The organism is Methylobacillus gramineus (assembly GCF_020532675.1).
GTDB lineage: Bacteria > Pseudomonadota > Gammaproteobacteria > Burkholderiales > Methylophilaceae > Methylobacillus > Methylobacillus gramineus.
In genome coordinates this window covers 1,453,464-1,472,429 of the sequence record NZ_JAJAVE010000001.1, presented here as the reverse complement: position 1 = coordinate 1,472,429, position 18,966 = coordinate 1,453,464, and the positions used below count along the sequence as shown (strand labels likewise).

General features: G+C 51.5%; 16 protein-coding genes. 11 read left to right on the top strand and 5 right to left on the bottom strand.

Going from position 1 to position 18,966, the window contains the following annotated elements:
• Nucleotides 1–77 precede the first annotated feature (77 nt).
• Nucleotides 78–1,304: a Bcr/CflA family multidrug efflux MFS transporter gene (locus LG201_RS06815; protein ID WP_226771406.1), complete on the bottom strand. Its 1,227-nt coding sequence runs from the start codon at nt 1,302–1,304 to the stop codon at nt 78–80.
• A 328-nt stretch (nt 1,305–1,632) separates the two neighbouring features.
• Here LG201_RS06815 and LG201_RS06810 point away from each other — a divergent pair, with 328 nt between their 5' ends.
• Both LG201_RS06810 and LG201_RS06805 read left to right on the top strand, forming a co-directional pair.
• Entirely contained in the window at nt 1,633–1,959 is a 327-nt protein-coding gene (locus LG201_RS06810; protein ID WP_226771405.1) for a cupin domain-containing protein, read from the top strand.
• Between the two features lie 3 nt (nt 1,960–1,962).
• The gene (locus tag LG201_RS06805; protein ID WP_226771404.1) at nt 1,963–2,835 is read left to right on the top strand and encodes a PA4780 family RIO1-like protein kinase; all 873 of its coding nucleotides are present in this window, start codon (nt 1,963–1,965) and stop codon (nt 2,833–2,835) included.
• A gap of 88 nt (nt 2,836–2,923) precedes the next feature.
• On the opposite strand, the gene dnaJ is transcribed toward LG201_RS06805, so the two are convergent.
• The 4 genes from dnaJ to waaC form a co-directional block, all read right to left on the bottom strand.
• Nucleotides 2,924–4,048: a molecular chaperone DnaJ gene (gene dnaJ / locus LG201_RS06800; protein WP_226771403.1), complete on the bottom strand. Its 1,125-nt coding sequence runs from the start codon at nt 4,046–4,048 to the stop codon at nt 2,924–2,926.
• Between the two features lie 76 nt (nt 4,049–4,124).
• Nucleotides 4,125–6,050 (bottom strand): molecular chaperone DnaK, encoded by a 1,926-nt coding sequence (dnaK, locus tag LG201_RS06795; RefSeq protein ID WP_226771402.1) that lies wholly within the window; start codon nt 6,048–6,050, stop codon nt 4,125–4,127.
• A 119-nt stretch (nt 6,051–6,169) separates the two neighbouring features.
• Complete coding sequence (gene grpE, locus LG201_RS06790) at nt 6,170–6,697, bottom strand: nucleotide exchange factor GrpE (protein ID WP_226771401.1); 528 nt, start codon at nt 6,695–6,697, stop codon at nt 6,170–6,172.
• A 130-nt stretch (nt 6,698–6,827) separates the two neighbouring features.
• Entirely contained in the window at nt 6,828–7,796 is a 969-nt protein-coding gene (gene waaC, locus LG201_RS06785; protein WP_319006040.1) for a lipopolysaccharide heptosyltransferase I, read from the bottom strand.
• A 38-nt stretch (nt 7,797–7,834) separates the two neighbouring features.
• On the opposite strand from waaC, the gene LG201_RS06780 reads away from it, so the two are divergent.
• From LG201_RS06780 to LG201_RS06740, 9 genes are all read left to right on the top strand, one after another.
• On the top strand, nt 7,835–9,010 hold the full coding sequence (locus LG201_RS06780) for a glycosyltransferase family 4 protein (RefSeq protein ID WP_226771399.1): 1,176 nt from the start codon (nt 7,835–7,837) through the stop codon (nt 9,008–9,010).
• Nucleotides 9,007–9,855, top strand: a complete 849-nt coding sequence (rfaP, locus tag LG201_RS06775) for a lipopolysaccharide core heptose(I) kinase RfaP (protein ID WP_226771398.1) — start codon at nt 9,007–9,009, stop codon at nt 9,853–9,855. The genes LG201_RS06780 and rfaP overlap by 4 nt, the downstream gene beginning before the upstream one ends.
• A gap of 30 nt (nt 9,856–9,885) precedes the next feature.
• Nucleotides 9,886–11,595: a phosphoethanolamine transferase CptA gene (gene cptA, locus LG201_RS06770; RefSeq protein WP_226771397.1), complete on the top strand. Its 1,710-nt coding sequence runs from the start codon at nt 9,886–9,888 to the stop codon at nt 11,593–11,595.
• Entirely contained in the window at nt 11,588–13,093 is a 1,506-nt protein-coding gene (locus LG201_RS06765; protein WP_226771396.1) for a lipopolysaccharide kinase InaA family protein, read from the top strand. Before cptA ends, LG201_RS06765 begins: the two co-directional genes overlap by 8 nt.
• Nucleotides 13,090–14,808, top strand: a complete 1,719-nt coding sequence (locus LG201_RS06760) for a carbamoyltransferase family protein (protein ID WP_226771395.1) — start codon at nt 13,090–13,092, stop codon at nt 14,806–14,808. The genes LG201_RS06765 and LG201_RS06760 overlap by 4 nt, the downstream gene beginning before the upstream one ends.
• 144 nt (nt 14,809–14,952) lie before the next feature.
• On the top strand, nt 14,953–16,767 hold the full coding sequence (edd, locus tag LG201_RS06755; RefSeq protein ID WP_226771394.1) for a phosphogluconate dehydratase: 1,815 nt from the start codon (nt 14,953–14,955) through the stop codon (nt 16,765–16,767).
• Between the two features lie 129 nt (nt 16,768–16,896).
• Nucleotides 16,897–17,523: a bifunctional 4-hydroxy-2-oxoglutarate aldolase/2-dehydro-3-deoxy-phosphogluconate aldolase gene (gene eda / locus LG201_RS06750; protein WP_226771393.1), complete on the top strand. Its 627-nt coding sequence runs from the start codon at nt 16,897–16,899 to the stop codon at nt 17,521–17,523.
• A gap of 78 nt (nt 17,524–17,601) precedes the next feature.
• The gene (locus tag LG201_RS06745) at nt 17,602–18,267 is read left to right on the top strand and encodes an HAD family hydrolase (RefSeq protein WP_226771392.1); all 666 of its coding nucleotides are present in this window, start codon (nt 17,602–17,604) and stop codon (nt 18,265–18,267) included.
• A complete protein-coding gene (locus LG201_RS06740) occupies nt 18,264–18,959 on the top strand; it encodes a BUD32 family EKC/KEOPS complex subunit (protein ID WP_226771391.1) in 696 nt (231 codons plus the stop codon). The genes LG201_RS06745 and LG201_RS06740 overlap by 4 nt, the downstream gene beginning before the upstream one ends.
• Nucleotides 18,960–18,966: the final 7 nt, after the last annotated feature.

The window sequence follows — 18,966 nt, the reverse complement described above, 5'->3', positions numbered from 1 at the left end:
GAATATCCCAGTGCTGCTCACTGTTTGCGGGTTTTGCTTTAAGATGGGTTCGAGACTCAGGTGGGTCTGAAGTTTTGCTAACTTCTGGCAGTGACCAATCTTTGCACAATCAACCATCTATGTACTCCCCAGGCCCCGATGCCACAGCCTGCCATGACCATGGCCATGGGGAAGGTCGTGCCATCGTGGAGCAGGTTGACTAGGAAACCTGCCATGGTGGCCAGGCAAAACTGCAATGAGCCCATCAGGGCTGAAGCTGTGCCTGCATTGTGGCCATGGGTGGCGAGCGTGGCTGCGCTGGAGTTTGGGCCTATATATCCTATGCTGGCGATGAAGCAGAAGATACCGGCTAACAGCAAAGGCAGGGTGATGTGATCAGTCAGCGAAAGTGTCACTAAGAAAACACCGATGATGGCAGGAAGCCACAAGGCGCGCGAAAGCAGAAGGGTGACATCATGGTTTTTCAGGCGCCAGGCATTGATCTGACTGAACAATATGAGCCCTGCTGCATTGATCCCAAAGATCCAGCCGTAATGCTGGGCAGGTATCTGGTAATACTCGATAAACACAAAGGGGGAGCCTGCGATATAGGCAAACATGCCAGCACGTGCCAGGCCGCCACTCAAGGTATAGCCGATGAACTTTCGATCCACTAGCAGCTTGCCATAGTTCAGCAATACCTGTGAGAGGACGAGTGGAGGCTCCTGGCTGGTGTCATGGGTTTCTTCCAGCCAGAAATAGACCGCGATCAGTCCTAGCACGCCTACAACGGCCAGCGTGATAAACAGTGCGCGCCAGTCCAGCGCAGTGACTATCCATCCACCAATCAGCGGTGCCAGGATAGGCGCTATCCCCATTACGAGAATCAGCATGGACATGGCACGCGCAGCATCGTTGGGACTACATCGGTCACGCACTACGGCCAATGTCACCACGATACCGGCACAACCCCCCAGCGCCTGTAAAAAACGCCAGGTAATGAGTTCAGGGATACTGCCTGCATAAGCACAGCCGATTGAAGCGGCAATGTAGATGATGAGGCCCACCATCAATGGCATCCTGCGCCCAAAGCGGTCACTAAGCGGGCCGTAAAAGAGTTGCCCCAAGGCGAGTCCAATGAAGTAGCTTGCCAGTGTCAACTCTGCGCTGCCTGCATGGGCAAGCAGGCTTTTTTCAATGGCAGGGAAGCCGGGCAGGTACATATCAATCGACAGGGGTGCCAGTCCGGTCAATGCGCCTAGCAGGAGTAGCCAGCCGCTGAATAGTGAGATGCTAGAAGAAGATTGCTGATTATTATTTGACATGGAAGATGTAAAATCTATTAAGGTTCCATACTACAGCCTGAGATTAAGGTTGCACAGGATGGGCGGGTAAATAAAGTTGATGGGGTAAGAGTTTCTTTGGATACTTGGTGCAGGGAGAAGATCATCACCCACATGTAAAAACCGCGCGGTTGATTGCCCTGTCGAATAACATAGCAAACAGCGCATTGATCTTAATCATGCCACCTGTAATACATCTGCATCCTTACCTGATACCATAGCGTGCCCGCCCGGATTGAATCCGCGCCAGCCCATTTAACCATGCAGTAGCTGTCAACAACTGCTGCCATACAATTTCGGAAAACAGTACATGAGCAAGATTATCGTTGAACATAAGCCCTCAACCTCCAACCTGGAAGCGCTGGGCGTTAACAAATGGCCTACCTGGCGCAAGGAAGTGTCCGTGTTTCCTTGGACTTTCCATGAGCAGGAAATTGCCTACATCCTGGAGGGCGAATGCGTCATCACGCCTGAAGGTGGCAGCCCGGTTAAATTTGGTAAAGGGGACCTGGTCACCTTTCCCGCTGGTATCAAGGCGAGCTGGGAAGTCAAACAGCCGCTGTACAAGCACTATAAGCTGGAAGGCTCTGCCTTGGGCCAGACATGGCGCAGGGCCAAGGCTTTTTTAAAGCTGTAAGCCATGAAAATCCCGAAACGGCTGGCGCCGCTGGTTGAAGATGGACTGGTTGACGAGGTCATGCGCCAGTTGATGAGCGGTAAGGAAGCCGTAGTGTTCGTGGTACGTTGCGGTGACGATGTGCGCTGTGCCAAGGTCTACAAAGAAGCCGAACAGCGCAGCTTCCAGAACAATGCCCTGTACCAGGAAGGCCGTCGCACCAAGAATAGCCGCCAGGCACGCGCCATGGCCAAGGGCAGCAAGTATGGGCGCCAGCAGCAGGAGCAGGCCTGGCAAAGCCATGAAGTGGATACCTTGCACAAACTGGCTGCTGTGGGTGTACGTGTGCCGCAGCCTTACAATTTCTACGAAGGTGTGCTGTTGATGGAGCTGGTAACCGGCAGCGACGGCATGGCAGCGCCGCGCCTGAATGATGTCGAGCTATCAGAGGCACAGGCACTGCAATATCACGCGCAACTGATTGCCGAAGTGGTAAAGATGCTATGTGCAGGCGTGATACATGGCGATCTTTCCGAGTTCAATATACTCTTGAGCGAAGATGGCCCGGTCATCATCGACCTGCCACAGGCTGTGGATGCCGCCGCCAATAACAACGCCAAGGCCATGCTGGCGCGCGACGTGACCAATCTGGCTACTTACTTTGGTCGCTTCGCCCCGCAGCTGTTACAAAGCCAGTATGGTGAGGAGATCTGGAGTCTGTACGAACATGGTTTGCTCACCCCAGAATCCAGCCTGAGCGGAAAATTCCGTGCTAGCTTGCAAAAAGCCGACGTCGGCTCGGTAGTGCGCGAAATACGCGCCGCGCAGGCAGCGGAGGATAGAAAGCGTCAAGCACAGGCCAGCCCCGTGGACGAGAGCAAACAAAAAGCCCCCTAAAGCCCAACCTGTAAAGAAATAGCTCCGCGAATGAGTCAAACAAAAAGGCACGGTAAAAACCGTGCCTTTTTTCATTCAACTACAAAATTTACTGAAAGAAATCCTTGACCTTGGTCATCCAGGATTTTGCCCGTGGACTATGCTTGCCAGAGTCTAGTTGGTTGATGTCTTCCATCTCACGCAGGAGTTCCTTCTGGCGATCTGTCAGTTTGACTGGGGTTTCCACCACGACATGGCACATGAGGTCGCCCAGGTCGCTACTGCGCAATGGCTTGATGCCTTTGCCGCGCAGGCGGAATACTGCACCAGTCTGGGTTTCTGCCGGGATTTTCATCTTGGCGTGACCATCCAGTGTCGGGATTTCGATCTCACCACCCAATGCCGCTACGGTAAAGCTGATAGGCATCTCGCAATGCAGATTGGCACCTTCGCGCTGGAAAATATCGTGTTGCTTGATGTGCACGACGACATAAAGATCACCCGGTGGGCCACCATTAACGCCAGCCTCACCTTCGCCTGAAAGACGGATACGATCGCCTTCATCTACACCGGCTGGGATTTTGACGGAGAGGGTTTTGTGTTGCTTGACGCGGCCGCCACCATGGCAGGTCGGGCAAGGGTCTTTGACCATCTTGCCTGAGCCGTGACACTTGGGGCAGGTCTGCTGCACAGAGAAAAAGCCCTGCTGCATGCGTACCTGTCCATGACCGCCACAAGTGGTACAAGTGACGGGCTGAGTGCCTGGGCGTGCGCCTGATCCGTGGCAGGTTTCGCATTCATCCATGACCGGGATGCGGATTTTGGTTTCTGTACCACGTGCAGCATCTTCTAGGGATATTTCCATGTTGTAGCGCAAGTCGGCGCCACGATACACATTGGATCGACGGCCACCACCGCCTCCACCGCCGAAAATATCACCAAAAATATCGCCAAATGCATCAGAAAAATTACCGAAACCTGCACCCGCTGCGCCAGCACCGGCGCTGGGGTCAACGCCAGCATGACCATATTGATCATAAGCGCCGCGTTTCTGGTCATCGGACAGGATTTCGTAGGCTTCTTTGGCTTCTTTAAAGCTTTCTTCTGCCTTGGGGTTGTCCGGGTTGCGGTCAGGGTGATACTTCATTGCCAGCTTGCGGTAAGCCTTCTTGATTTCATCATCCGACGCATCACGGTTGACGCCAAGTATCTCGTAATAATCTCTTTTTGCCATTGTCTTCTGCTAAAAGTGCATGAGGCACAACAGGGATTTCCCTGTGCGCCTCATGGTTGGTTACATGGAGAAGGACTTACTTCTTGTCGCTTTTGACTTCTTCAAACTCGGCATCCACCACTTCGGCATCCACAGTTTTTTCTTGTGGCTGGTCAGGGTTGGTTTCAACGTTGTTCTCAGCTTGGCTGGCCGCGTAGACCTTTTCGCCCAATTTCTGTGAAGCTTCAATCAGGGCGTTGGTCTTGCTTTCAATGGCGTCCTTGTCCTCGCCCTTGATCACGTCTTCCAGCTCCTTGACGGCGTTTTCTATGCTTTCTTTCTCACCAGCATCCAGCTTGTCTCCATGGTCACCCAGGGATTTTTTCACGCTGTGGATAGCGCCGTCAGCACTGTTACGCGCATCGATCAGTTCGCGCAGTTGCTTGTCTTCATCTGCATACTTGGCCGCATCTTCTTCCATGCGTTGAATTTCTTCATCGGACAAACCAGAGTTCGCCTTGATGGTGATTTTGTTTTCCTTGTTGGTCGCCTTATCCTTGGCTGACACATGTAAGATACCGTTGGCATCAATGTCAAACGTCACTTCGATCTGTGGCAAACCACGTGCTGCGGGTGGAATGTCAGCTAGGTTGAATTGACCCAGGCTCTTATTGCCAGTAGCCACTTCACGCTCACCTTGCAGGACATGGATGGTTACTGCAGACTGGTTGTCTTCCGCTGTAGAGAACACTTGCGATGCCTTGGTCGGGATCGTGGTGTTCTTCTTGATCAGCTTGGTCATCACGCCGCCCAGAGTTTCAATACCCAGTGACAATGGTGTGACATCCAGCAGCAATACATCCTTCACGTCACCCTTGAGTACGCCACCTTGAATGGAAGCACCTACGGCAACGGCTTCATCAGGGTTCACGTCCTTGCGTGGCTCGCGACCGAAGATTTCCTTCACTTTTTCCTGCACCTTAGGCATACGGCTTTGACCGCCCACCAGGATGACATCGCTGATGTCGGAAGCCTTGACGCCAGCATCCTTCAATGCGGTGACGCAAGGCGTGATGGTGCGTTCGATCAGGTCATCCACCAGGCTTTCCAGCTTGGCGCGGTTGATCTTCACAACCAAGTGCTTGGGACCGGAAGCGTCTGCAGTGATGTAAGGCAAGTTGACTTCAGTTTGTGCACTGGAAGACAGTTCGATCTTGGCTTTTTCCGCGGCTTCCTTCAGGCGTTGCTTTGCCAGCAAGTCATTGCGCAGGTCCAGGCCGTTTTCCTTCTTGAACTCATCGGCCAGGAAGTCGATCAGGCGGTTATCAAAATCTTCGCCACCCAGGAAGGTATCACCATTGGTAGATAACACTTCAAACTGGTGTTCACCGTCGATTTCGGAAATTTCGATGATGGAGATATCGAAAGTACCACCACCCAGGTCATAGACTGCAATCTTGCGATCACCTTCTTGCTTGTCCATACCAAACGCCAGGGCAGCCGCTGTCGGCTCGTTGATGATACGCTTGACTTCCAGGCCAGCAATACGGCCAGCATCCTTGGTTGCCTGACGCTGATTGTCGTTGAAGTAAGCAGGTACCGTAATCACGGCTTCGGTGACTTCTTCGCCCAGGTAGTCTTCGGCAGTCTTCTTCATCTTGCGCAGTACTTCCGCAGAGATTTGTGGAGGTGCCAGTTTTTCATTGCGTACTTCTATCCAGGCATCGCCATTGTCAGCCTTGGTGATGGTGTAAGGCATCAGACCGATGTCTTTTTGCACTTCTTTTTCTTCAAAGCGACGACCAATCAGACGCTTGACTGCGTATAAGGTGTTCTTTGGGTTAGTCACAGCCTGACGCTTGGCTGGCGCACCTACCAGAATTTCACCATCTTCCTGATAAGCGATGATGGAAGGCGTAGTACGGGTACCTTCTGCATTTTCAATCACGCGTGGCTTGCCACCTTCCATCACTGCTACGCAGGAGTTGGTGGTGCCCAAATCAATACCAATAATTTTTCCCATGTCTGGATTCCTTGTGTTCTTTAACTTGATGTTTTGTAATTAAAAGTAATTACCGATGTTCCAAAAGTGGGGATAGGCCGTTTAATTTCAAGCCTATTGCCACTAAAAAGTTGATGGTGCTATTTGGCTACCATGACCAGCGCAGGGCGCAGTACGCGCTCATTCAGCGTGTAGCCTTTTTGCAATACCGTCACGACAGTGTTGGCTTCTGCATCGCTTTCCACTGAACCAATTGCCTGGTGTTTATTCGGGTCAAACTTTTCACCGACCGGGTTGATTTCAACAATGCTGAATTTCTCGAACACTGAGGTCAATTGTTTGGCGGTGAGTTCAACGCCATCACGATAGCTTTCCAGCGTGGCTGAGCCTACGCTTAAAGCAGCGTCCAGACTGTCTTTGACAGAGAGCAGTTCGTTGGAGAATTTTTCAAGGGCGAATTTACGTGCCTTGTCGATATCATCTGCAGCGCGGCGGCGGATGTTTTCACCCTCGGCCTTGGCGTAAAGTACCGCTGCCTGTTGCTCGGTAACCTGGGCTTCCAGTTCGGCAATCCTGTCATCAATCGAGCCTGCCGCGCCATTTTCTTGCAGAGTTGCCTGCTCGGTGTCGGGCAAGCCGGTTTCTGTAGTCTTGTCTTCTTGCTGCATGATAATCCCTGTTGATAATGATGTAACAACGAAGCAAATGGGGGTATATAAAAGAATTACAAGTAGGGCGATAAAACTTTCAGTATTGAATGGAGTTGCTGAATATCAGGTGCTTGATCTTGGTTAATTGTTAGATCGTGGTGACTTGCGCCAGCGCATCTAATACAGACTCCGTATCCGGATTCTGGCCTTTGCCACCAAGGTTGATTACTTTGTGTTTGTCATGTGCCAGCACACCGGTCAACAGTGGATCGGTATCGGTATAAATGGCGATGGTCGGTTTATCCAGTGCTGCTGCGAGATGAACCAGGCCGGTATCCACGCCTATGGCAGCGACTGCATGCCCGAGGACGGCGGCCAATGCCGTGAGGCCCAGTCTGGGTAATACAATCGCATTACTTAATGCGGCTGCAATCCTTTGTGCGCGTGCATGTTCGCTAGCATTGCCCCATGGAAGAACCAGGGCAATCCCTTGAGTTTGCAACTGTTGGCCCAATACGATCCATTGTGATTCCGGCCATAGCTTGGAGTCGCGGCTGGTGGCATGTAGCCCGGCAATATATTGGCTGGGCAAGGTGAGTGTGCCGGGTAACTGGCCTGCATGAATGCCGTAATCAGGGGCGTTATCCGGCATGGGGTAGCCAAGTGCCAGCGCTGCCAGCTCACGGTTGCGGGTCACTGCATGCTGATTGCGCGCCACCCTATGGGTGTGATGATACAAACTGGCAGCTAGCGGCTCTCGCGCTGAAGCGCTGTCCTGTCCATGATAGCTACCGCTGGCGAGCCGGCCAATCATGGCGCTTTTCAGCAAGCCCTGAGTATCAATGATATGGTCGTACTGATGTTCCGACAATTGATGACGCAGGTGGCGGATTTCCTGCCAGGTACTGTTCTTGAGCAAGGATTTGCGCCAGCGGCGGATGGCAACCGGGATGACCTGCTGCACGCTGGGATGCAAGCGGGGAATGTCGGCAAAACTTTCCTCTACTACCCAGTCTATGATGGTGTCAGGAAAGTGGGCATGGATGTCGGTAATGACCGGAAGATTGTGGATCACATCGCCTAGCGATGTCGTTTTGATCATGAGCAAACGAGGCATGGATGTCATTTTCGCATACAATTCAGCTTCTTTTCTCAATGAGAGCGGTCGATTTGAAGTTTGCTTTCCTGATATTCAAGTATTTCCCTTATGGCGGCATGCAGCGCGATATGTTGCGGACGGCAACACGTCTGGCCGCGATGGGGCATACCGTGGATATTTTTACCATGTCCTGGGATGGGGAACAGCCCGCAGCCAATATTCATGTGCATATCGTGCCTGCGTCGGGATGGTTTAATTACCAGAAATACCAGCACTTTATTCACCGCGCTCAAGCCATGATCGAGCAGGATTTCAGTGTCGACCTGATGGTAGGTTATAACCGCATGGGCGGACTGGATGTGTATTTTGCTGCTGATCCTTGTTTTATCGAACGCGCGCATCATCAGCGCAGCTGGTTGTATCGCTTGACGCCACGCTACCGCTGGTTCCAGAAAACCGAAGAGCTCATTTTCTCACCAGCTGCCAGGACGGAAATGCTCATGGTGGATATGGCTGAAAAAAATGTGTTTCAGCGCTGGTATCAGACGCAGGAAAGTCGCTTCCATTTTATTCCGCCTTTCCTTTCCAGCGAGCGGTTGCAATTGCATGATCGTGATGAGATGCGTGTGTATCTGCGACAGGCTTTTGATTTGCCGCAAGATGCGATTGTGATGTTGCTCGTGGGTTCAGGCTTTTATATGAAGGGCTTGGACAGGGCTGTGGCCGCGATTGCGACCTTGCCAGGCCACATGTTGCAGCGCTTGAAGTTGGTCGCAATCGGGCAGGATAAACCTGAGCCATTTATCAAATTGGCTCGTAAGCTCGGTGTGTCTGGCAATCTTGTGATTTCCAAGGGCAGGCCCGATATTCCTAAGTTGATGCAGGGCGCTGACCTTTATTTACATCCGGCGTATCGTGAAAATACCGGGCTGGTCATATTGGAGGCACTTGCTAGCGGCTTGCCCGTGATGGCAACGGCCAGTTGTGGTTATGCATATCACGTGCAGGAAGCCAATGCGGGCAGGGTGGTGCCGATACCATTTGTGCAGGACAGTTTGAATCAATTGTTGCGGGAGACTTTGACGTTGATTTTTGCTGCTGATTCGCAGGTGGGTGCATGGCGTCGCCATGGATTGCAATATGCCCAGGGGGTGATGGCAGCCAATGATGGCAGCGCCGAGGCGAATATATTGCTGCGTCTGGCAGAAGCCAGGCAGAAAGAACGGACATGAGTGCTTGCAATGAAATGATGTTGCCTGAGAGATTAAAGCTGAAGCTAGGTCAGCATGATCTGTTTGACCGTGTCATGGCGCTAGACGGTGAAGTGTTTCGCGATGTCCCTGGCCGCAAGACCATCAGGGTCATCATTGATGAACAGCCTTATTTCATCAAGCAGCATTTTGGCGTGGGCTGGAGTGAAATCTTCAAGAATCTGCTGGCATTCAAGATCCCGATTGTCAGTGCCAGCACAGAAAAACTGGCGATTGAAAAACTGGGTGAGATTGGCATCCCAACGACGCCTTTGGCAGGGTTTGGCGCGCGGGGGTGTAGTCCTGCCAGCAGGCAATCATTCCTGATTACACGCGATCTTGGCGATATTATCTCGCTGGAAACGCTGGCGGATGCATGGCTGATTAATCCACCACAAGCCAGGTTCAAGCGCCAATTGTTATTGGCGGTGGCGGGGTTGGCGGCTAATTTGCACGATAGCGGCCTGAATCACCGTGATTTCTACATCTGCCATATCTGTCTGGATAAGCCTGCATTGGTTGACGGCGAAATACGTCTATATTTGATAGACCTGCATCGAGTGGGCATCCGTGAGACAATTCGACCCCGCGACAGGATGAAGGATATGGCGGCCCTGTATTTTTCTGCCATGAATGCAGGCTTGACCGTACGCGATTATTTGCGTTTCCTGCAACATTACAGGCAAAAGCCGCTGAAGCAGATTTTCAAGGAAGAGTTTCAGTTCTGGCAGCAGGTTCAGCAACGGGCCATAAAGCTTTATATCAAGTTGCATCGGGTAGAACCTACGCTAGCCCAGATCGGTGCCAAGCTGGGTGCAAACCATTAAATATTAGATTGAAGATTCACTAAGGATAGTATGGGATTGTTGGCAAATGTTGCTTTCAGGTGGAAGCGTACGGACTGGGGTGCGCTGTTTAATCTCTATCTGTTTTTTTTCTATTTCTCTGGCATAAGCCATATCCTGCTGCAATTTAGTGGTGCGACAATTTTTGTAGGCTTCCGGCAAGCGGTGTTTATGAGTTTGCTGTGGTTAATTCCTGTCATCCTGTTTCCGCGAAGGACGCTGGGTATTGCGGCGCTGATTGGTGTCGTTTTGTGGGTGTTCTCACTGATCAGTCTGGGCTATTTCTGCATTTATGGGCAGGAATTTTCTCAGAGTGTGATGTTCATCATTTTTGAATCCAATCCCGCAGAATCCCGCGAATTCATTGCCCATTATTTTGTCTGGTGGATGATCCCAGTCATGTTGGCCCACACCGCTGTTGCCATCTGGCTGTGGAAGCGCCTTCGCCCTTTGCAGATCAGTGCACGTGCAGCTTGGATCAGTACCTTGGCAATACTGGTATTTCTCTTTGGTTTCCCCATATTCAAGCAATTGGTATTGAAGAAAGCCAGTCTTGAGTATGCGATTGAGAAACTCGAAAATAGCATGGAGCCTGCAGTGCCATGGCAGATGGTGATTGGGTATATTCATTACCGTCAGCAGTTGGCAAACATGGAAGCCTTGCTGGCTCAAAACAGTCAATTGCCTCCATTGAAAAACCTGCATGACGCCAATGCAGGGTTACCTGCCACACTTGTACTGGTGATCGGTGAATCGACCAATCGTCAGCGTATGAGTCTGTATGGGTATGAGCGCAAAACCACGCCGGAACTGGACAAGATGCGGGATCAATTGTTTGCGTTCCGCAATGTAGTGACGCCGCGGCCTTACACGATTGAGGCCTTGCAGGATGTATTGACGTTTGCAGACCAGGAACATCCCAATCTATACCTGACGCAACCTTCCCTCATGAACATGATGAGGCAGGCTGGATACAAGTCATTCTGGGTCACCAACCAGCAGACGATTACCAAGCGCAATACCATGCTGACCACGTTTTCCAAGCAAACCGATCAGCAGTTCTATATGAACAACAGTCGCGCCCAGAACTCGCGTGAGTACGACAGTAACGTGTTTGCTCCATTCAAGGAAGTGCTGGCAGATCCAGCGCCGCGCAAATTTATTGTGGTCCATCTGTTGGGTACGCATATGAAATATGAGTTTCGCTATCCGCGTGAATATGATCAGTTCCGCGATCGAACAGGGGTGCCAGCTGTATTGGATGATCAGCAGGCTGAAGTCTACAATCAGTATGATAATGCAGTGCTGTATAACGATTACGTCGTGTCCAGCCTGATCAAGATGCTGGATGGAAAGCAGACCAATAGCTTTCTGGTCTATTTCTCCGATCATGGCGAGGATGTCTATGATGCACCAAGTCATAGCAATCTTGGGCGCAATGAAGGCAAGCCTACATTGCCTATGTATACGATTCCTTTCATTTTCTGGGCATCGGAGCAGTGGAAGTCCGGGCATGAAACCAACTTTGCCTCAGCGTTGGACAGGCCTTACGGCAATTCACATTTCATTTATACTTGGGCTGACCTTGCTGGCTTGAGTTTTGATGGGTTTGATGCAAGCAAGAGCTTGGTCAGTTCAGAGTTCAAGGAATATCCGCTGCTGATTGGTGATCCCTGGAATGCAGACTCATTGAGCGTGCTTCAATTGCATCAGCATGACTGACATTCTCCATAACCCTGATCTTGCTGCATATACCCGCCATCAGGCCGCTGAATATTTTGCAGTGACGCTGGATGACGGCAATCAGCTTGAACGATTGCAGATCATACGACGTGTGCCGGGTAAGCGTCTGGTATGCCGTGGTTATTGGCGCGGTCGTGAAGTGTTTGCCAAATTCTTTATTGGTCAGCAGTCAGCAAAATACCTGGCACGTGATCGTCGTGGCTCGCAATACTTGTCTGCCGCAGGGATTACAACTCCCTCATTGTTGCTCCAAGCCACAATTGCAGCTCAGTCTTGCCATCTGTTGCTGTATGCCGCAGTTAATGCGCCGAATGCTGAAGAGATTTGGCAGGCGCTTATTGAGGATGAGTCCGCACAGTTTGCACTTGCAGGCCGGTTGGTTGAAGAGGTTGCGTATCACCATGCCGCTGGTTTGTATCAAAGTGATCTCTATCTTAAGAATTTCCTTGTAGATGCGGATCATATTTATACGCTGGATGGAGATGGAATACGCCGCTTGCGCCCTTATTTCAAGCGTTGCCAGGCATTGCAGAACCTTGCCTTGCTGTTATCAAAGTTGGATGTCTATGCATTGGAGGGTTGGCTGCCTGCGCTATTGGTCAAATATGCAGCAGCATTGGGCTATGGGACCGTGCCTGCTGTACCTGCCATGCAGCGCCGCATTGCAAAACACCGTGCGGAAGAGATGCGGCAATATGCCGACAAGAAGGTATTACGGACGTGTACCGATGTGGTAGTGGTAAAAAGGCCAACGTATTTCCTGGCAATAAACCGGGCCAGAGACAGTGTCATCCTGCGCGATAGCTTGAAGCGCCCTGATGCCTTGCTGGATGCTCCTTCAGCAACAAGATTGAAAAGTGGTAACACCTGTACAGTGGCGGCAATTGAAATTGATCAGCGCAAGATGGTGATCAAACGTTACAATATCAAGAGTTTCTGGCATGGTCTGGGCCGGGCATTCCGCTCATCACGCGCAGTGGTGTCCTGGTCAAATGCTCATCGGTTGATGATCGCTGGCCTGGCGACCCCGCAGGTAATCGCCGTGCTTGAACGCAGGTATTGGTTGTGGCGCAAGCAGGCATATCTGCTGACAGAGTTTGTATCTGCACCAGATGCCGTGGTATTTTTTGCGGATCAGGCAATCGTATTGGCGCAGAAACAGCAAGTTGCCCAAGGGATAGCACGCCTGTTTTATCGACTGTATCTGCTCCGGCTGGAACATGGCGATTTCAAGGCCACTAATCTGTTGATTCATGGCACGGTGCCACTGCTGATTGATCTGGATAGCATGCGGCAATATCTTTGCCATGCCACATTCAGGCCACGCCATATACGGGATGTACGCCGGTTTATGAAAAACTGGCAATCAGATGCTGAAGTCAGGCATCTTTTAATTGAGGCCTTTAGGGCAGTTTATCGAGATACCGACCTGCTGGATCAGGCAGGTCTAGTCATCAAGCAAAGCGAAAGACAATGATTATTTTAGGTTTATCTGGCGCCTTGGGCCATGATGCTTCGGCAGCGATTCTGGTAGATGGAAAGATTGTGGCGGCGGTAGAAGAGGAGCGATTCCTTCGCGACAAGCACGCCAAAAACAAATTTCCATTAGAGGCAGCTCGTTACTGTATGCGTGAGGCCGGGGTGCGCCCTGACCAAATCGATGTGGTCGCGTTTCCATATGCTGAAATTCCTCTCAGCAGCAATGCGCGCTGGCATTATGCCAAACGTCATTGGTATGCGCCGGATCGCGCGCTGGATGCAATATTCAATGGTAACCGGCGTTTCCGCCGCAATCGCGACAAGTCCCTGGAACTGATGAAGCAATTGGGCATTACCAACGCGAAGTTTGTGCCTGTAGAGCATCATCTGGCGCATGCCAGCAGTGCTTATCACTTGAGTGGTTTCAAGGAAAAAACCGCGATTGTCGGCATTGATGGCAAGGGTGAATACGCCACGACATTTTTTGGCTACGGCGAAAATGGCAAGATCCATAAAATCAAGGAATTTTACGATCCAGATTCTCTAGGCGGCATGTATGGAGCAATTACCGAGTATCTGGGCTTTGAGATGCTGGATGGTGAGTTCAAGGTCATGGGCATGGCGCCGTACGGCGACCCTAACCGTTATGACCTATCGCGTCTTGTCGAGTTTGATGGCGAAGAACTGCGAATCAATACCAAAATGGTGAACGTGGTAGGGCTGCGTCGCTACAAGGAAAAAGGCAAAGGCTACTATTTCACGCCTGAGCTGGTAGAGTGGCTGGGCCCCAAGCGTTCTGGCGATGAAATTGATGACCCGTATATTCACTATGCGGCTTCTGTGCAGCAATTGCTGGAAGATGTCGCGCTGAAAATGATAGATCACTATCTGGGTGACATCATCAAGGAGACTGGTCGTATTGCCATGGCAGGTGGCGTGGCGCTAAACGTCAAGCTCAACCAGCGCATCATTGCCTTGCCATATGTTAAAGAGTTGTTTGTGCAGCCTGCTTCCGGCGATAACGGCACCTCTCTAGGCGCTGCCAGTTTTGCAGCCAGTGAGCTGGGTGAGCAGGTGGAGCCAATGCGGCATGCGTATCTTGGTCCATCATTTAGCACTGAGGAATGTATTGCTGCCTGTGAGGCGCATCCGGCCAAGCCCAAGTTCAAACGCATAGAGAATGCATCGCTCAAGGGTGCGCAGATTCTGGCGGATGGCAATCCGCTGGCCTGGTTTCAGGGGCGTATGGAGTTTGGTCCGCGTGCATTGGGTTGCCGCAGTATTCTTGGGGATCCAAGTCATCCAGGTGTGGCTGACCGGATTAATGCCCAGATCAAGTATCGTGAACGCTGGCGTCCATTCTGTCCCAGCATGCTGGATAGGGTAGCGGCAGATATTCTGCAGACGGATCATCCAGCTCCTTACATGACGTTTACGTTTGATGTGGCTGATCATTGGAAGCCACGTATTCCTGAAGTGGTGCACGAAGATGGCACGGCGCGTGCGCAGGTGGTGACGCGGGATACCAATCCACGGTACTACGCACTGATTGAGGAGCTGGAGCGTCTGCGCGATGTACCTGTGGTGCTCAATACCTCGCTTAACCGGCGCGGTGAACCCATGATATGCAGTCCGACAGATGCGCTAAATATGTTCTTCGGCTGTGATCTGGAGTATCTGATCATGGAAGATGTGTTGGTGACCAAAGTCTAGCTTTGCACGTGGCTTGCGGTAACATTCTCTGTGACTGCAAGCCATTGTGTTTTTTTACCTTATCCAAGTCGTGGTTAATTTGACGATGCAAGACGCTTTCAGCGATAATTGCACGTTAAACTCCACTCTTTAGCAGCGCTATTAATGACACAAACTCTAATCGAAGTGACCGAGCGTATTCGCGAACGCAGTGCGCCAACCCGTAAAGCCTATCTGCAGCGTATTGACCAGATCGTCAATCGCGAGCGTGGGGCTGACCGTATGGGCTGTGCAAACGTGGCACACGCTTTTGCTGCCATGCCCATCAATGACAAGTTCCGCGTCGTGGCCGAGAAAGGTCCGCATATTGGCGTGATCACTGCCTATAACGATATGTTGTCTGCGCATCAGCCTTATGAAACCTATCCGGAAATCATTCGTGACGAGGCGCGTAAACAGGGGGCAACAGTGCAGGTGGCTGGTGGTGTGCCCGCGATGTGTGATGGCATCACCCAGGGTGAGCCCGGCATGGAGCTGAGTTTGTTCTCGCGCGATACCATTGCCATGGCCACTGCAGTGGGCCTGTCTCATGATGTGTTTGATGCGGCCTTGTTGCTGGGCGTATGTGACAAGATTGTGCCTGGTCTCCTGATTGGCGCCTTGCATTTTGGTCATTTACCCTGTGTATTCGTCCCTGCTGGCCCCATGGCCACCGGTATAGACAATACGACCAAGTCCAAGGTGCGTGAAAAGTATGCTCAAGGATTGGTGGGGCGTGAAGAATTACTGGCTTCAGAGTCTGCTGCTTATCACGGTGCTGGTACCTGTACCTTCTTCGGCACTGCCAACAGCAACCAGATGCTGATTGAAGCCATGGGCCTGCATGTGCCAGGTTCAGCCTTTGTACACCCTCATGATGACATGCGCGAGTTGCTGACGCGCGAGTCGGTCAAGACCGTACTTTCTATCACCAAGAGCCAGCGCTTTACGCCTATTGGGCGCTTGGTAGACGAGCGCGTGATTGTGAATGCTATTGTTGCGCTGTTGGCGACTGGTGGCAGTACCAACCACCTGATTCACTGGGTAGCGGTGGCACGTGCTGCCGGCATCATTATTGACTGGTCTGACTTCTCCAAGCTGTCGCAGAATACGCCACTGCTGGCACGTGTGTACCCGAACGGTACCGCGGACGTTAATCAGTTCCAGGATGCAGGCGGCCCTAGTTTTGTCATTCGTGAGTTGGTGGATGCTGGCTATATGCACGGGGATGTGAGCTCAGTGGTTATCGGTGGCTTGCGAGATTTCGGCAAAAAACCGGTCAAGACCGACGATGGATTGATATGGGTAGATCTGCCCAAGGAAAGCCCAGACAACACCATTGTCCGCAATGCCTCAAAGCCATTCAGCGAATCCGGTGGCTTGCGCTTGCTGACGGGTAATCTGGGACGTTCCGTGATCAAGAGCTCTGCCGTGCCGGAAGATCGCCAGATTATTGAAGCACCTGCGATTGTGTTCAATGGGCAGGAAGAACTGCTGGCTGCATTCGAGCGTGGTGAGCTGGAAAAAGATTTTATCGCTGTGGTACGTTTCCAGGGCCCTCGTGCCAATGGCATGCCGGAGCTGCACAAGTTGACTCCACCACTATCGGTACTGCAAGGTAAAGGTTTCCGCGTAGCCATTGTGACGGATGGCCGCATGAGCGGTGCTTCCGGCAAGGTGCCAGCGGCGATTCACCTGAGCCCAGAAGGACTGGCGGGCGGTGCCATCTGTAAAATCCGCACTGGCGATATGATCCGCCTTAACGCCATCGTGGGCACATTGAATGCACTGGTGGACGATGAAGAGTGGCAGGCGCGTCCTACTGCCACCATGACGGAAGCCCAACGCAATAATAATGGCCATGGTATTGGCCGCGAGTTGTTTGGCGGTATGCGTAGAAATGTGCATAGTGCCGAAGAAGGCGCCGTCACCTGGTTATAATCATTTGAAAATACGCATCGGGCGTTGCTTTTTGGCTTGCCGTACTTTGGTACTGTCTGCGCTCAAACGCCTAGCCCGACGCGATTTTGAAATGATTTACCGCTTTAACCCTATGAAAATGGAAACCCAATGAGCACACTAGATTTAGCGAATCATGGCCCGGTGATCCCGGTCATTGTCATCAACAAGGTAGAAGATGCTGTGCCTATGGCAGAAGCCCTACTTGCCGGTGGCATCAAGGTGCTGGAAGTGACCTTGCGTACGTCAGTAGCTTTGCAAGCGATGGAAGCGATTGCAAAGGCTGTGCCTGAGGCGATTTTAGGCTCAGGTACAGTACGCAGCATCAAGGATGCCCAGGCCAGCAAGGATGCGGGTTGCCAATTTGCCGTCAGCCCAGGCTATACCAGTGAGCTTGGTCGTGCTGCACGTGAAATTGGTTTGCCATTGCTACCAGGGGTGTCCACCGGCAGTGAAATCATGCAGGCCAATGCAGATGACTACTACTTCCTCAAGCTGTTCCCAGCCGTGGCTGTAGGTGGCATTAACCTGCTCAAGGGGTTTTCCGGTCCATTCGGTGACGTTAAGTTTTGTCCTACAGGTGGCGTGACGGTTGAGTCTGCACCTCAGTTCCTGGCATTGCCGAACGTAGTGGTCTGTGGCGGCACCTGGCTTACTCCGGCAGATGCTGTTGCGCGCAAGGATTGGGCGCATATCACCAAGCTGGCGCGCGAAGCTAGCGCGATCAAGGCAGCTTAAAGTCTTTAAAGCTGGCGCAGCTGCGCCAGCTTGATAAACCTGGATTTGAAGCAATAGGTGGCCCATCAGGTTTTGTCTATGTTAAAAAAAATAAATCAATATCACACGCTGGTATTTGATTGCGATGGCGTTATTCTGAATTCCAACCATCTCAAAATCGAAGCCTACTTTGCCACAGCCAAGAACTTTGGTGCCAGTGACAAGGATGCCCAGGCCTTGGTGGATTACCATATCAAGCTGGGTGGCATTTCCCGCTTCGTCAAGTTTGACTATTTCCTGAAAGACATCCTGCACAAGCCTTCATCCCGCAAAGAGGTTGAGTTTTTGCTTGAGGATTTTGGCCGTGAAGTGCGAGAGCGCCTGGCAAGCTGTGAGATTGCGCCTGGACTGGAAGCCCTGCGTGAGCAAACGGCTGCTGCCACCTGGCTGGTGATTTCTGGCGGAGACCAGGAGGAGCTGCATGGGATTTTTGCTGAACGTAAACTGACCCACCTGTTTGACGGCGGTATCTTTGGCAGTCCGGATAACAAGGATAAAATCCTTGCCCGCGAACTTGCGAATCACAATATCCGTAAGCCCGCCTTGTTTATAGGGGATAGTCGTTATGACCATGAGTCATCTACCGGCGCAGGACTGGATTTTGTGTTCATGCAGGCATGGACAGATTTTCCTGAGTGGCAGAGCTATTGTGAACAGCACGATATCCCGGTGCGGGCCAATGTTGAGGCATTGGTGGGTGCATGAGGCTGATTCCGCACTGGAAAATCCGCAATAGCCGCTTACTCCTGCCTGAAGATTTTGAGCAGCTACTCACAAGCGCCAAGGTGCTGGAGCAAGATGGCCGGGGAGTAAAGGTATTACAATTTGAGAACAGTAATATTCTCAAATTATTCCGCTTACGCCACACCATCAGTTTTGCCCGTCTTTATTCCTATGCTCGTCATTTCTGCCGCAACGCAGATAGATTACAGACATTACAAATTCCCACTATCGAGGTTGTACAACTCTTTCACTTCGAAGACTCCACAGATACTGCCGTGTTATACAAGCCATTGCCAGGTAAGACGTTGAGACAGCTTGGTATGATAGGCCTGATTGACGAAGGACTCATGGGGAAGTTTGGGCAGTTTGTTGCGCGCTTACATGAGCAAGGGGTGCATTTCCGCGCACTACATTTTGGCAATGTAGTGCTGACTCCAGGCAATGAGTTAGGCCTGATTGATATGGCTGATTTAAAGGTCTATCCACATAGTCTTGGCTTGTGGCACAGAAAAAGGAATTTTCGCCATCTGCAAAGAGTGCCTGAGGAATGGACGGCGTTGCCAGAAGCCTGTCTCAAGGCATTTGTAGACAATTATTTCTCGCATGCCCAATTATCATTACAATCGAAGCAGTCGTTATTGAAAGAGCTCAACTTTTTCCCGGTGAGTATTTAACTAAAGG

What these genes read in the sequence shown, in the direction of transcription:
- LG201_RS06815 (WP_226771406.1), bottom strand. Translation starts at nt 1,304, where the DNA reads ATGTCAAATAATAATCAGCAATCTTCTTCTAGCATCTCACTATTCAGC.
- LG201_RS06810 (WP_226771405.1), top strand. Translation starts at nt 1,633, where the DNA reads ATGAGCAAGATTATCGTTGAACATAAGCCCTCAACCTCCAACCTGGAA.
- LG201_RS06805 (WP_226771404.1), top strand. Translation starts at nt 1,963, where the DNA reads ATGAAAATCCCGAAACGGCTGGCGCCGCTGGTTGAAGATGGACTGGTT.
- dnaJ (WP_226771403.1), bottom strand. Translation starts at nt 4,048, where the DNA reads ATGGCAAAAAGAGATTATTACGAGATACTTGGCGTCAACCGTGATGCG.
- dnaK (WP_226771402.1), bottom strand. Translation starts at nt 6,050, where the DNA reads ATGGGAAAAATTATTGGTATTGATTTGGGCACCACCAACTCCTGCGTA.
- grpE (WP_226771401.1), bottom strand. Translation starts at nt 6,697, where the DNA reads ATGCAGCAAGAAGACAAGACTACAGAAACCGGCTTGCCCGACACCGAG.
- waaC (WP_319006040.1), bottom strand. Translation starts at nt 7,796, where the DNA reads ATGCCTCGTTTGCTCATGATCAAAACGACATCGCTAGGCGATGTGATC.
- LG201_RS06780 (WP_226771399.1), top strand. Translation starts at nt 7,835, where the DNA reads ATGAGAGCGGTCGATTTGAAGTTTGCTTTCCTGATATTCAAGTATTTC.
- rfaP (WP_226771398.1), top strand. Translation starts at nt 9,007, where the DNA reads ATGAGTGCTTGCAATGAAATGATGTTGCCTGAGAGATTAAAGCTGAAG.
- cptA (WP_226771397.1), top strand. Translation starts at nt 9,886, where the DNA reads ATGGGATTGTTGGCAAATGTTGCTTTCAGGTGGAAGCGTACGGACTGG.
- LG201_RS06765 (WP_226771396.1), top strand. Translation starts at nt 11,588, where the DNA reads ATGACTGACATTCTCCATAACCCTGATCTTGCTGCATATACCCGCCAT.
- LG201_RS06760 (WP_226771395.1), top strand. Translation starts at nt 13,090, where the DNA reads ATGATTATTTTAGGTTTATCTGGCGCCTTGGGCCATGATGCTTCGGCA.
- edd (WP_226771394.1), top strand. Translation starts at nt 14,953, where the DNA reads ATGACACAAACTCTAATCGAAGTGACCGAGCGTATTCGCGAACGCAGT.
- eda (WP_226771393.1), top strand. Translation starts at nt 16,897, where the DNA reads ATGAGCACACTAGATTTAGCGAATCATGGCCCGGTGATCCCGGTCATT.
- LG201_RS06745 (WP_226771392.1), top strand. Translation starts at nt 17,602, where the DNA reads ATGTTAAAAAAAATAAATCAATATCACACGCTGGTATTTGATTGCGAT.
- LG201_RS06740 (WP_226771391.1), top strand. Translation starts at nt 18,264, where the DNA reads ATGAGGCTGATTCCGCACTGGAAAATCCGCAATAGCCGCTTACTCCTG.